The sequence below is a fragment of the Mesorhizobium sp. AR02 genome (assembly GCF_024746835.1).
Taxonomy (GTDB): domain Bacteria; phylum Pseudomonadota; class Alphaproteobacteria; order Rhizobiales; family Rhizobiaceae; genus Mesorhizobium.
The window spans coordinates 2,365,656-2,378,826 of the sequence record NZ_CP080531.1; the positions used below are offsets into that span (position 1 = coordinate 2,365,656).

Consider the following 13,171-nt stretch of genomic DNA (forward strand, 5'->3'; position numbering starts at 1 on the left):
CCGTCTTGCGAAACCCGCGGCAAAACTATTTCGGCTGCTTGCCCACCGCCAGCAGCAGCACGTTTTCCTGGCTGAACTGGTCCTTGTCGAGAATGCCCGAAATCTGGCCCTCATGCATGACGGCGATGCGGTCGGACACGCCGATCACCTCTTCCATGTCGCTGGAGATCATCAGCACGGCGACGCCGGCATCGGCCAGCGCCCGCATCAGCCCGTAGATTTCCGCCTTGGCGCCGATATCGATGCCGCGCGTCGGCTCGTCGAGGATCATCACCTTGGGGTTCATGGCCAGCCACTTGCCGAGCACGACCTTCTGCTGGTTGCCGCCCGACAGCGTGCCGGTGCGCGTCTGCACCGAAGGCGCCTTGATGCCGAGATCCTTCTTCTGCTTTTCGGCGGTTACCGTTTCGGCGCTCGCGGAGACCAATGAGCGCTTCGCATGCGCCGGCAAATTGGGCAGCGAAATGTTCTGCGCGATCGACAGGTCGAGCAGGATGCCGGTCAGCTTGCGGTCTTCCGGCACCAGGAAGATGCCATGCGCGACGGCATCGGCGGCTGAGCCCAGCACGAGCGGCTTGCCGTCGAGCTCGAGCGTGCCGCCCAGGCTGCCGTCAATGCCGAAGAAGACGCGTGCCAGTTCGGTGCGGCCGGAGCCGACAAGGCCGGCAAGGCCGAGAATCTCGCCGCGCCGGACGTCGAGATCGACCGGGCGGCTGGGATAGGCGGGGGTGCGGATGGCCTTGGCCGCAAGCGCCGTGGCGCCCGGCGCCCGCGCGGCCTCGGAGGCCTTCTCGCGCTCCTTCAGCATGCGGCCGATCATCAGCTTGACCATCTGGTCGTGGTTGATGTCGCGCTTTTGCAGCGTGCCGGCCAGCATGCCGTCGCGCAGCACGACGACGCGGTCGGCGACACGCTCGACCTCGTGCAGCCGGTGCGAGATGAAGATGACGCTGATGCCGTCGGCCTTCAACGCCTTGATGACATCGAGCAACTTGTCGGTTTCGGCGATCGGCAGGCTCGATGTCGGCTCGTCGAGGATGACCAGCCTTGCCTTGATCGACAGCGCCTTGGCGATCTCGACCATCTGCTGCTGGGCAAGCGATAGGGCGGCGACCTGCGTGTCGGCGGAGAAATTGGCACCGACGCGCTTCAAGAGCGGCGCCACCATTTCCCGCAGCTTGGTGCGGTCGACAAGCTTGAGCGGCCCGGCGCGCAGCGGCTCGCGGCCAAAGAAGATGTTGGCGGCGACGTCGAGATTTTCGAACAGATTGAGTTCCTGGTGGACGAAGGCTATGCCTGAGCCCAGGCTGCCCTCGACGCTCAGGCCCTTATGGGCGGTGCCGTCGACCGTGATGGTGCCGGTATCCGGCGTGGTGACGCCGCCGAGGATCTTCATCAAGGTCGACTTGCCGGCGCCGTTCTCGCCGACGAGGCCGATGACCTCGCCCGGCCTCACCTCCATCGAAAAACCATCCAGCGCGACAACACCCGGATAGGTCTTGCGCACGTTCTGGAGGCTGAGGAACGGTGTCGTCGCCGCGATGGATGTATCGGAATAGTTCATCATGCCTGACAGCAGTTAGCGGGCCGGCCTTCCGGCAGACTGACGCCCCTCGCGGTGTTCGTCAATGCGAGCAGCCGGCTCAAGCGGAGTTGAGCCGGCTGAACTGCCTGTGGTCTTACTTTCCAGCCATCGCCTTCAGATTGGCGGCATAGGCGTCGACATCATCCTTGCCGATGATCTTGGTCGGGATGATGATGAGGTTGCCGGCCGGGATGCCCGACTTGTCGCCCTTGAGATAGGCGGCCATCAGCTTCATGCCCTGATAGGCCCATTCGAAGGGCTGCTGCACGACGGTGGCGGCAATGGTGCCTTCCTTGACACCGCCCAGCGTGATCGGATCGTCATCGAAACCAACGACGGTGATCGAGCCAAGCTTGCCGGCGTCGCGCAGCGCTTCATAGATGCGCGGCGTGTTGTAGGAATAGAAGCCGACCATGCAGGTGACGTCGGGGCTGGCGACCAGCGCGTCCTCGACATTCTTCTTGGCGCGCGCCTGGTCGATGTCGTCGCCGCGCACGTCGACGAGTTCGATCTTGGTGCCGGCCAGCCCATCCTTCATGCCCTGAATGCGCTCCTTGGCGTTGTCGGCGCCGAGCAGGCCGACGAAGCCGAGGCACTTGCCGCCATTGGGCATCGCCTTCTTGGCGATTTCGGCCGCCTGCTTGCCGGCGTCGACATTGGACGAACCGATATAGGCGACGCGCTTGGTCTGCGGGGCGTCGCTGTCGGTGGTGAATAGCGCCGTTTCCGAGGCGATCTTGTTCAGGCCGTCTGTCGAGGTCTTGGGGTCAACGGCCGAGACCATGATGCCCTTGACGCCGGCCGTCACCAGATCGTCCATCAGACGCTGCTGAATGGCGACCGAGGACTGCTCGGGATATTTGAGCTCCAGCGTGTAGCCGGGCAGTTCGCCCTGCGCCTTCTTGACGCCGGCTTCGGCCGCTTTCCAGAAATCGGAAGCGCCATTGACGACGAAGGCCAGCGTCGGCTTGTCGTCGGCGCGCGCGATTGCCGTGGCCGACAGGCCAAGCAGCAGCGCCGTGGCGGCTACGGATGCACTACGTATCAAGGATTTCATGTTCAACCTCCCGTTTTGGTCCAGCCATCAGGCTGACCCGTCTTGCTCACTAGAATTGTCTTGCTCACTTGAATTTGTGGTTTGCAGCTTGGACGCCCTCCTCCTCAGGGGTTCCCGGCACTCAAAAGAATGGCGTCGTTCCAGCCACGGTCACGGACTTTAGAGACTCATCCCTCGTTCGTAAATAGTCCGATTTGTCTGACATATCACATATCTGCTATAAGGTTCGCGGAGGCAATATCCGCTCACCATCGGACGATTCACGAGCACTCCCGCCGCCCCGGAACCCCAATGGGCCGGACACGACGGATTGACGTTACAGCGCATCTTTGTATTAGTAAACAGTATTAGTTTTAAGCTGACATTCAGGCACATCTCGGCGACACCGCTGACGCTGTGCCGACGAGCCTATGCCTTGGCTGCACGGCAGCGAAAGCCTTGGCATGCCTGCTTTCCCTGGACATCCGGAGCTTGATGATCGATGGACCATGCGGCGACTAATAGATATAAACAAAGCGACGGTTTCTATAAATCGATGCCACCGCGCCATCTTGTCGAGCCGGCAGGCTGCCGCTAGACAGGTTGGGGTTTGGGGATACGACTGCAATGAGTGAGACGACGGATCCGGCCATCGAAACGGCGAGGCGCCGCAAGGCGCCGGCAAAGCCCAAGGGGCGGGTCACCATGACCGACATCGCCAGGGCCGCCGGCTGTTCGCAGGCGACGGTTTCCTTCGTGCTCAACAATTCGCCGGGGATCAAGCTGTCGCAGCAGACCCGCGAGCGGGTGATCGAGGCCGCAAGGGCGCTGGGCTACAGCGCGCCCGCCTTCTCGGCGCTGCGCAAGCCGGTTGCCGCCTTCGATGGGCTGGACGGGGTGATCGGCTTTGCCGTCGACCAGCTGGCGACCAGCCCGGAGGCGGTGGTGGCGATCGAAGGGGCGCGCCAGGCCTCGTGGAATGCCGGCAACGTGCTTCTGGTGGCGCAGACCATGGGCGACGCCGTGATGGAGCCACGCGCCATACAGGCGCTGACAAGGCGGGGCATTTCGGCGCTGATCTACATGACCATCTTCACCCGCGAGATCACGGCGCCCGACTTCCTCTACAGCCTCGACATTCCGGTGATCCTGCTCAATTGCTATACGGCCGACTACGCCTTTCCCGCCGTGGTGCCGTCCGAGATCGCCGGCGGCCAGAGCTCGACAAGGCATCTGATCAGCCACGGCCACCGCCGCATCGCCACCATCACCGGCGAGCCGTGGATGCAGGCGGCACAGGACCGGCTGAAGGGCTATCGCCGCGCGCTCGCCACCGCCGACATCCCGTTCGACGCAGAGCTGGTGGTCGAGGGCGACTGGTCGGCGAGCGCCGGCTATGCCGCGACCGTGAAGCTGTTGGCCCTAAAAGACAGGCCGACCGCCATCTTCTGCCAGAACGACCGCACCGCGATCGGCTGCTACGAGGCGCTGAAGGAAGCCGGCCTGCACATTCCGCAGGACATTTCCGTGGTCGGCTACGACGACGAGGAAATCGCCCGCCACCTCTTCCCGCCGCTTACGACCTCGATCCTGCCGCATATGGCGATGGGCCAATGGGCGATCGAACAGCTCGAAGCGCCGACGGCGCCCGGACAGGGGCGCTATCCCATCACCAAGCTGGAGTGCCCATTGGTCGAACGGGAGAGCGTGCAGGCCGTGGCCGGAGGCTGAGGCTAAGCCGGCTGGACCATCCCGTCGCGCGGGAGCAGCGGCATTCTTTCGCTGGCCGCCAAAGTCATCGTCATTCCACTATGTCGCCGACCAGTATGCGGCCGGGCAATTGTCGTCCATAATCGGGCCATGACGCGTCCGGGCTTGCGCTGTGTGCAGCTATTCGCGGCTTTGCTGGCCGCGAGCTGCCCGCGCGCCGAAGCTGGCGGGATCTTCGAAGCCGGCGCCTACTCCTTCTCCGACGAACGCGGCGGCTTCAGGATCCTTTCGGCCACGGGCGCCGGGACCCGCGCCGACCCGATCGTGGTCACCGAGGAACTGGACACCGCCGACCCGGTGACGCTGACCATACGGGCGGCGCGGCCGATCCAGCCCTTCGGATCGTCGGGCAACTACGCGACCGGCTTTCTGCCGCTGAAGATCGTCGCCCGCAACAACAGCGGCGACGCCTGGATCGAATTCGGCTTCGAGCTACAGTCGATCCTGAACGTGCCGAGCGACTATGGCGACGGGCTGTCCTTCGACCAGGCACAGCGTGTGGACAACATGATCAAGTCCGACAGCTTCGCCGAATTCAAACGCGACTTCGAACCCTATGACCGGCTGCTGTTCAGCAAAGGCAAGGTCGACCCGCTGGAGAGTGCGTCGTTTTCCTTCCTGGTGACGGATTTTTCGCCGAAGGACCGGTTTTATCTGGTGGAGGAGCCGAGGGTGCCTTCGTCTTGATGGGGGGATGGCTGCGGGCCAATAGGTGATTGAACAACTGAAAGCGCCGGCCGCCTGGAAGGCGCGGTAGCCCTTGGCGCTGGTCTGCTGAAGGCTATTGTTGAAATCATTGCCACCAGCAGAAAGTACTCCTGAGGACTAAAAACAGAAAGTGCTAGCCGCCAGACCTCGATACCTCGGTGATCTCAAGGGAAAGTAAATCGTTGTCTGACCGCAGGAAGCAAACCAGTGTATCCAACACCGACTCTGCAGGCTGCCGGTTCGGCCCTCGGAGAGCGCATTCCCAGACGGTTGCCACTCGCCAACCAAACGAGACCAAGGTGTCTGTTGCCTGTCGATCGCGCTGCTGATTGTGCCCAATCTTAGCCTGCCAGAATGCGGCATTGGTACGGGGCCGGACGCCAAGGCCGCAATCGTGGCCATGCCAGAAGCAGCCATGTACAAAAATTACAACTTGGCCCGCAGAGAAAACCAAATCCGGCGTACCAGGCAAGCTACGGTCATGCAAGCGATAGCGCAGTCCCCTAGCATGTAGGCCACGTCGAATTGTCATCTCAGGCTTGGTGTCACGTCCGCGGATCCTGGACATGTTCAACCGTCGCTGGTCCGGTGTGAGTGGGTCGTCGCGGATAGCTTGGCGCCGGATCATACAACCTCACGCGGCGCGGCAGCCGGCGCTTGGTCTATCATGACCTAAAGCCTCGGCGAACACCCTACCTATCTCTTCAGCCAATGCTCGTGATAGCAGCGGCGGTACAGCATTTCCGATTTGACGGAAGGCTGCATTCATGGCCCCACGAAAAATGAAACCATCCGGAAAGGACTGTAGCCGCGCAGCCTCGCGTACGGAGATCGTGCGTGACTGGTCGCTGTCGTAGTGGATATGGCTATAACTATCTTTGCCTAGATGTGCCATCAGGGTCCGGGCGGGCAAATCCGGCTCCATTTTGCGCCACTTGTTGGGAAATTTGCCCGTGTCATAAGGAGGCACTATAGAGGCACGGAGTTCGTGCCACGCTTGGCTGCCGGCCGGTGGTGCTGCTCCCGTGCGCGCCTTTTCCTGCGCCAGCGCTTCGCCGAACATGCGCTCGGCAACTGCATGGGCCTCAGGATACTGGTCGCCATGACTGAGGCGGCCAAACAACTTCCAGTCCCGCGGCAAATAGCGGATAACGTGATCGTAGATGCCTTCGTCATTTTCGAAGCCCGGCCACCTCCGCATAAGCTTGGCGTAGTCCGTATCCGGCTCGCCGGGATAAGGTTCCAAACGGTCGAACCGGCGCACACTTCGGCCGATCTCGCCACGCAGATGACCGGTGATCGAAGGCAGATCTCTGAGAGCCTGGACCGCTGTCACGGCCGGCGTCAATTCCTTGTGAGATGGCTTGGCCGGGACATAACCAAGTGCCCCATCGATAAGCGCGCCCCTCAGCAATTTGAGTGCCACTTGACGGCTTCCCGCATACCCCGGCGGGAGCATCATGTAGTGAGTAGGTTCAGGGAAACAGATCTTAGCGTTCAGTTCCCGCCGGACGGCAATAAGGACCATCCGCTCACGCATTTGAGGCACGCCGTAAAACGCAGCGTTCAGAAGAGTGTATCTTACCTCGTAGCCGATCTCCTCAAGGAAGTCCCGTGTTTCCTCAGCAACGTTTTGGCCGCCGTGGTTCAGTACATCCGGTACGTTCTCCATCATCAACGCCAGCGGGAGGAAGGCCTGGACGTAGCGAAGATACTCCAAATAGAGCCGTGCGCGAGGGTCCAGCCGGAACGCCTCAGGATGTTCGGCCACTTCGCGAAGCTTAGGCCGCCCAACTCGCGCGAAAGCTTGGCACGGTGGCCCCCCAACCAGCACATCGATTGCTTGGCCAATTGGGCCGAGCTCTAGCTCGTTTGCTAGCGCCTGGGGAGTAAGTTTTGTGATATCACGAGGGCATGCATGGCGCGGATCGCCGGGATGAAAGTTGGCGCCATGGGATGCAGCAGCATCCTTGTCGAACTCAACTGCAGCAACGATCTCGAAGCCGCTGGTATGAAAGCCGAGCGACAGCCCGCCGCACCCTGAGAAAAGATCTAGCACGCGGGGACGACCACCTTGGTGAAGACGCGCTAGTCGAGCCAGGACGGTCGGATCAGGACTGATCATCGGCGCCTTCAACTGGAATTCCCATCCGTATAGTCTGGTTCATTGATTCGAACTCCAACTGAGAGTTGAGGGGTGGCGGCTTAAACGTCAACAGACTTGTCCACCTTGGCCGCCATCGGATCTAACCCATCATCTGGGCAAAGATGGCTGGGCACAAGACAGAGTCTTCGCGTATTCATCCCGATGTCCTAGTTGCATAGCTATCGGCGCGAGCCATCAAGGATTGTGGCCCTCGGCCAATTTCGCCTATGGTCCAAGCGAAACAAAGCTGGACAAGGCACTGAGGGGGCCGATGAAATTCCTAATCCTGAGGCAGCTGCAGCACAGTGAATTGGGTATGTTCCATGCCTATCGCCGCAGTGGCCGTGAGGGATCGCGTCAGCGCGCCATCAACTTCGACGGCGAGGTCGTCGATCGAGTGTTCCCTGTTGCGGAGGATACTGACCGGATCGCCTTAAATCTGCGGTACGACACCGATGAAGGTCCGCTGGCCCTGAACTATTTCCTGAAACGACAGGGAAAAAACTGGCGGCTTGAGGGCAACTGCCCTGAGGACCAGCTTTACCACTTCGTCGAGCCGGACTGCTTGTTCGCCATGGAGGTGGACGCCGGCGTCCAACCAGCTGTGGGAGCGTGGGTGGTCTTTCCCCGAGACGATCCTACGGCTTTAGCCATTCTTGCGGATGGCGCTACGTCCGGCTTGGCACGCGCCAGCATGATCGCCCTCGAAGTGTACGAGGCGCCGCGCATCCACAAGTTTTTGACCCAGGCCCGGCCGGACTTATTTAACGCCCCAAGTTTGCAGGATCTCGATATGACCAACACTACTTTCCCACCTGAACCCGTCGAAAGCCCCAAGCCTGCAGGGCGTCGCCTGCCGCCTGGTCCAACACGACTGCCGACTATGCTCAGTGCCTCTGGCCACAACTTTGTCAGCGCCGTCGCAGACATCATCGACAACGCCATCTCAGCCGACGCGACCGAGATCCAGATCACCTTCGATCCGCCCAACAGTGGCAACGGCCGCTGGATGACTATCCGCGATAACGGCCGTGGCATGTCGTCGGAGCAACTGGAAGAGGCGATACGGATTGGCGGAGAAGCTGACTATGACGGCCGGAGCCTCGGCAAATACGGCTTCGGTCTGAAGGGCGCCTCCTGGTCTCAGGCCCGCAATTTCAAGGTAGTGACGCGCCAGAAGGGTGGGGAAGTCCATCACCTCGGCTGGGATCAGGATACCATGGTGGACTGGCAGGTCGACGAGAGACCCCTGGAAGACTGGGAAGTCAGAGCTACTGATCCGGGTGAACATGGCACGGTGGTACTTTGGAAGAATATGAAGGCGCCGACAACGGCGCCGTCGATCAAGGGGGTGTCGCCTCATGTCGCTGAGATCCAGGAACTTAACCGGCATCTGGGCTTAGTCTTCCACCGCTTCCTGGATGGCGACGCCAAGGGGCGGGCGCCGCTCAAGATATGGATCAACAACATCCCAGTCGAAAGCAACGGGCCGGCCGGCCATCCGCTCAGTGAGCGTCATGACCTCAAAACGCTGAAAGTTGAGCATGAAGGCGGCTCGGCGGAGGTGAAGGTTCAGCCAATCGTGCTGCCGTCAGAGGACGAACTCCGTAAGCACCATGGGGGTGGATGGCAGGCGGCCACCGACCGCATTGGCTATTGGGGTAGACGCAACGACACTCAGGGATTGTTCCTGTATCGCAATGACCGCCTGATCCGCTGGGGCGGTTGGCATGACCTTTGGGCCACTAATGACGAGAAGACCAAGCTAGCGCGGGTTCTCGTCGATTTTGATCCGGCATTGGACGAAGCCTTTCAGATCAACATTTCCAAGCAGACCGTCCGCCTGCCGGGCTACCTTCAGAGCCGGATCAAGCCGCTGGCGGATACGGTACGCAAGGCCAGCCAGGCCAAGTACCGCAAGTCTCGACCGACGCCGCCGCCGCGCGCCTTGCCGCTCCAGGTCGGACCGGCGTCCGAACCTGGAGCATTTAGCGAACCAAGCGGACCAGCGGTACCAGGTGCCTCAACGCCGCCGCCCCAACCTCCAGCGCCCACGCCGCCCATCACGGTGCGCAAAGTAACGACCGGCAAGTTCGCCTGGAGGATCGCGACAGATCTGAGGGGCAGCCGCAGTCTCCAGATTGGCGACGTAAGTCCGGCCCTCGTCGAATTGGCCAGCGCGCTCGGCACCAGCGATGTGGGCACAGAGGCGCTAGCAGCGTTCCTGGAGGAGCTTGATCGTCTCGACTTGCAGCAGATGCTAATCGACGACGCAGCTGACGCATGAGCTCGCCGCGCACGCAGGAATTGCGCGCAGCGCGCGTCAACTGGACAGATAGTCTTTCCGAGGTTGAGGAAGGGAACTGGACGCGGCTTGAGCACCGGCTCCTCGCCAGCGCACGGTGGAGGGCGCCGCAGGTAGCGAGCTTGGCATCGGAGTCGGCACGAGTCCTGAGACATCTGCCAGATCCGCGGCAGGAAGCGCCGTTCCAAGGGCGTGGGCTGGTGGTAGGATATGTCCAGAGCGGCAAGACCGCGAACTATACAGCTTTGGCGGCGCGCGCCGTCGACGCTGGCTATAGACTGGTAATCGTGCTGTCAGGCATCCACGACGCCCTACGCAGCCAGACGCAGCTCCGGCTCGAGGACGAGCTCGTCGGGCGCGGCGACCCCGGTGGCCCGGCCTGGACCGTGCTCACGGGAGAGACGCAGGATTTTAAGGATCCGGGCGCGGAAGTCCTCGACCGAGCCGGCGCGTTCCTGATCGTGGCTAAGAAGAACGTCTCCATACTCCGCCGGATAGACGCTTGGCTTGAGGCGGCGGCCGAGAGGCTTGACCGTATGCCGGTCCTGGTTATCGACGATGAGGCCGATCAGGCCTCTATCAATACTCGTGGCAACCGCGCGCCCGACCCGTCGCTGGATTCCGATGCTGTTGCCGCCGCCACGGGCTTAGGCCCGACAGCCACTAATTCAATGATTCGCTCAATCCTCGGGCGTGCATCCCAGGCAGCTTATGTAGCTTATACTGCAACCCCATTCGCCAATATCTTCATTGACCCCGATGCGGTCGACCGGGAGGTCGGCGAGGACCTCTTTCCCCGGGACTTCGCTCTCCAGCTGCCCAGACCCGAGGGCTACACAGGAACCGAAGAGCTGTTCGGCGTCTCCGCCCAGAGACGCGATGTCTTTCGGCAAGTCCGCGACGAGGACGTGGGCGAACTTCGCCAGGCGATGACGCGGCGAACGTCCGCGCCAGTGATCGTCGGTCCACAGAACCAACTACTGCCCGATTCCCTGGCCGAGGCCCTCGTCGCCTTCTGTATCGCCGCAGCCATCCGCGAGGGTCGGCCAAGCCTTCAGGGCAAGCCCCACACCATGCTCGTTCATGTCAGCGTGCGGGTCGAAGACCAAGCGCGAGTCCGAGCAGCGATTGAGTATCAGTTGAGTTACTGGCTGGAAGCACGCCGCCAGGGCCATAACTTGGCAGACCTGTTCGGAGAGGTGCTAAAGCAGCACTTCAGTGGCGTCGAGCTACCAGCCGGGCCTTTGGTGACTGTGGAGGCCGCGATAGCGGTAATTGAACGACTGGCAGTCGTCGAACTGAACAGCGTCACGGGCGAGAATCTCGAATACACCGAAAGGCCTGGTCGTCACATCGTCGCGGTTGGAGGTAACCGCCTGTCGCGCGGCCTGACGCTGGAGGGTCTGACCATCTCCTACTTCCTGCGAACGGCTTCCATGGCCGACACCCTACTGCAGATGGCGCGCTGGTATGGCTTCCGCTCTGGATATGAGGATCTTATCCGAATCTGGACTACAGACGGGATCGCCCAATGGTTCACCGAGTTGGCGCTGGTTGAGGAGTCCTTGCGTGACAGCCTCCATGCCCTCTACAGGGCCGGTCGCCGGCCATCCGAGATGGCGATTCGCCTGCGCGCTCACAGCGCGCTGCTGCTCACCGCACGCAACAAGTCGGGCATGGCGGACGCGCTGCGTCAGTCATGGTCGGGTGAACATCCGCAGACGGTGATCTTGCCGCTACACGACCAAGCGCGGCTGAAGGCGAATCGAATCCTGGCGGATCGGCTAATAGCGCTGTGTGGTCCGGCCCAAGAAATGGCTGGCAGCCGGCTGTTCCGTGACCTGCCTCCAGAGATCGTCTGCGACTTCTTGCGCGCCTATCAGCCGCATCCGGACGCTTTCGCGATGCGCGGCGACGAAATCGCCGACTGGATCATGCAGCGGGTGGCCGAAGGAGAACTGGTTGACTGGTCCGTACTCCTGGCCGGCGCCCGCAGCGCGACTATCAAGGTGGGGGGCGTCGAGACCGGTTTGGTGACCCGACGGCGCACGAGTAGCGAGAGCATTGGCATTCTGATCGATCCAAGACACGAGGGGGCGGATCTGCCAGGTGGCGCCGATGCCTATCGCCGAGCATCGGGCAACTACGACGCCGATGCCATGCGTTCCGCCAGGCCTTCCACCCAAGGGCTGCTTATGATTTACCCGCTGGACCCGTCGATCCTCGACGTCGAAGGCGTGGACGCAGTGATCGCAACCGCGCTGAGTCTTCCCTACACCTCGGATGGGCGCTCTAGCACCCTCGTTAACCGGGGCGTCGGTGAATGACGGCGACATTCGTCGAAACCTGGCGGGCTCTCAGGACTACGCGTCCCGTCGGGGAAGATCAGATCCAGTCCGCCGCTATCGTTCACGACAATGCGGAGACACCACTGCGGCTCGCCATAGACGCCTCCGGCGACCTGCACCTGCTAGCTCCCACCTTGGGACCGCCGCGACGCCCGGTTCCACCAGACTACAACGGCCTTCGCCTGCGTGAGAGCCGCTTGGACGAGCAAGCCTGCCTCGATCTCTGCTCGCCCGCCGCTAATGAGAAAATGTTCGCCGCTCTCTGCGACGAACTAGTGGAAGCCATTGTGATTGAGAGGCGTGACCCCTGGGCTGCGGCCATAGCCATAGTGCGCGCCTGGCAGTCCGCATGGCGACCGCTGCGTCAGCCGATGTCGCGTCCAGTCCAGATAGGTCTGGCTGGTGAACTGCTAGTGCTGCAATCACTCTGGCTGCCCGCTTTGGGATCGGAAGCTGTCCACTTGTGGAGCGGACCCGATCGCGAGCGACATGATTTCGTGAGCTTTCGCCTGCACATGGAGGTCAAGGCCACAACGAGGAGTCGGCATGAGCACGACATTTCCCGAGTTGACCAGCTAAGGGCGCCCGAAAATCGCCGTCTGCTGTTTGCCTCGATCCAATTGGAGGAGTCGGTGATGGGTGCTCAATCTGTTTGTTCCTTGATTGATGGGGTAATGGACGCAATCCGGCATGATCCAGCGGCCGTCGACGGTTTTCTGACTAAGCTCGACAGCCTGGACTGGTCCGATGAGATGAGACGCTCGCCAGATTTGGTTCGCTTTCATATCAGGGATGCGCAGATCTTCGAGGTAGACGAGGAATTTCCGCAACTGCCGCCTGATTTCACCATGCCAAATGGCGTGCTGGCGATCCGTTACACGATCAGCTTGGCCAACCTGCCTTACCTAGACGTGGGAACGGTCCGAGAGGATATAGCCCAAGCGGTCGCACCCTAACGTTGGAACCGCACCTGATCGCGGAAGATCGCCATCCAAACGGGACCTGCCACTTGATTCAAAGTGGGCAATCCCCTGATGCTGAAGGGCGAAAGTTGAGGGCTAAAGCGCTAAACAGATCGGTTTCGAACCAAAGCAGAATGCCAATTGCCAGTGGGGCCACCGCGCTAAGAGTCGCTTGGCATCAGTGATGATCAGCCCAGGTAGTTTTGTTGGAACTCAATTTGGCGCACCCGACAGGATTCGAACCTGTGACCTCTGCCTTCGGAGGGCAGCGCTCTATCCAGCTGAGCTACGGGTGCTTTCCGACAATCCGG

Annotated in this window: 9 protein-coding genes and 1 tRNA gene; 5 read left to right on the plus strand and 5 right to left on the minus strand. The window is 61.5% G+C overall.

Features of this window, described 5'->3' with window-relative positions; all coding sequences use genetic code 11:
* Nucleotides 1-25: 25 nt before the first annotated feature.
* Entirely contained in the window at nucleotides 26-1,564 is a 1,539-nt protein-coding gene (locus tag DBIPINDM_RS15425) for a sugar ABC transporter ATP-binding protein (protein ID WP_258589278.1), read from the minus strand.
* A 115-nt stretch (nucleotides 1,565-1,679) separates the two neighbouring features.
* The gene (locus DBIPINDM_RS15430; RefSeq protein WP_258588055.1) at nucleotides 1,680-2,642 is read right to left on the minus strand and encodes a sugar-binding protein; all 963 of its coding nucleotides are present in this window, start codon (nucleotides 2,640-2,642) and stop codon (nucleotides 1,680-1,682) included.
* 606 nt (nucleotides 2,643-3,248) lie between these two features.
* Here DBIPINDM_RS15430 and DBIPINDM_RS15435 point away from each other — a divergent pair.
* Both DBIPINDM_RS15435 and DBIPINDM_RS15440 read left to right on the plus strand, forming a co-directional pair.
* A complete protein-coding gene (locus DBIPINDM_RS15435) occupies nucleotides 3,249-4,352 on the plus strand; it encodes a LacI family DNA-binding transcriptional regulator (RefSeq protein ID WP_258588056.1) in 1,104 nt (367 codons plus the stop codon).
* A 129-nt stretch (nucleotides 4,353-4,481) separates the two neighbouring features.
* On the plus strand, nucleotides 4,482-5,078 hold the full coding sequence (locus DBIPINDM_RS15440) for a hypothetical protein (protein ID WP_258588057.1): 597 nt from the start codon (nucleotides 4,482-4,484) through the stop codon (nucleotides 5,076-5,078).
* A gap of 154 nt (nucleotides 5,079-5,232) precedes the next feature.
* Here the strand turns inward: DBIPINDM_RS15440 and DBIPINDM_RS15445 are convergent, their stop codons facing one another.
* Entirely contained in the window at nucleotides 5,233-5,727 is a 495-nt protein-coding gene (locus DBIPINDM_RS15445; protein WP_318036941.1) for a very short patch repair endonuclease, read from the minus strand.
* 6 nt (nucleotides 5,728-5,733) lie between these two features.
* Nucleotides 5,734-7,236: a DNA cytosine methyltransferase gene (locus tag DBIPINDM_RS15450; RefSeq protein WP_318036942.1), complete on the minus strand. Its 1,503-nt coding sequence runs from the start codon at nucleotides 7,234-7,236 to the stop codon at nucleotides 5,734-5,736.
* A 280-nt stretch (nucleotides 7,237-7,516) separates the two neighbouring features.
* Here DBIPINDM_RS15450 and DBIPINDM_RS15455 point away from each other — a divergent pair, with 280 nt between their 5' ends.
* Genes DBIPINDM_RS15455 through DBIPINDM_RS15465 form a run of 3 tightly spaced genes read left to right on the plus strand, consistent with a single transcriptional unit; the run spans nucleotide 7,517 to nucleotide 12,854 of the window.
* Complete coding sequence (locus DBIPINDM_RS15455; protein WP_258588059.1) at nucleotides 7,517-9,532, plus strand: ATP-binding protein; 2,016 nt, start codon at nucleotides 7,517-7,519, stop codon at nucleotides 9,530-9,532.
* Complete coding sequence (locus tag DBIPINDM_RS15460; RefSeq protein WP_258588060.1) at nucleotides 9,529-11,877, plus strand: Z1 domain-containing protein; 2,349 nt, start codon at nucleotides 9,529-9,531, stop codon at nucleotides 11,875-11,877. The genes DBIPINDM_RS15455 and DBIPINDM_RS15460 overlap by 4 nt, the downstream gene beginning before the upstream one ends.
* Nucleotides 11,874-12,854 carry a PD-(D/E)XK motif protein gene (locus DBIPINDM_RS15465; RefSeq protein WP_258588061.1) on the plus strand — a complete coding sequence of 327 codons (981 nt, stop codon included), beginning with the start codon at nucleotides 11,874-11,876 and terminating at the stop codon, nucleotides 12,852-12,854. Before DBIPINDM_RS15460 ends, DBIPINDM_RS15465 begins: the two co-directional genes overlap by 4 nt.
* A 225-nt stretch (nucleotides 12,855-13,079) precedes the next feature.
* On the opposite strand, the gene DBIPINDM_RS15470 is transcribed toward DBIPINDM_RS15465, so the two are convergent.
* Nucleotides 13,080-13,156: transfer RNA gene (locus DBIPINDM_RS15470), tRNA-Arg, on the minus strand.
* Between the last annotated feature and the right edge of the window lie 15 nt (nucleotides 13,157-13,171).

Coding starts and splice junctions, on each gene's coding strand:
- DBIPINDM_RS15425 (WP_258589278.1), bottom strand. CDS start 1,564: ATGAACTATTCCGATACATCCATCGCGGCGACGACACCGTTCCTCAGC.
- DBIPINDM_RS15455 (WP_258588059.1), top strand. CDS start 7,517: ATGAAATTCCTAATCCTGAGGCAGCTGCAGCACAGTGAATTGGGTATG.
- DBIPINDM_RS15445 (WP_318036941.1), bottom strand. CDS start 5,727: ATGATCCGGCGCCAAGCTATCCGCGACGACCCACTCACACCGGACCAG.
- DBIPINDM_RS15440 (WP_258588057.1), top strand. CDS start 4,482: ATGACGCGTCCGGGCTTGCGCTGTGTGCAGCTATTCGCGGCTTTGCTG.
- DBIPINDM_RS15435 (WP_258588056.1), top strand. CDS start 3,249: ATGAGTGAGACGACGGATCCGGCCATCGAAACGGCGAGGCGCCGCAAG.
- DBIPINDM_RS15465 (WP_258588061.1), top strand. CDS start 11,874: ATGACGGCGACATTCGTCGAAACCTGGCGGGCTCTCAGGACTACGCGT.
- DBIPINDM_RS15460 (WP_258588060.1), top strand. CDS start 9,529: ATGAGCTCGCCGCGCACGCAGGAATTGCGCGCAGCGCGCGTCAACTGG.
- DBIPINDM_RS15430 (WP_258588055.1), bottom strand. CDS start 2,642: ATGAAATCCTTGATACGTAGTGCATCCGTAGCCGCCACGGCGCTGCTG.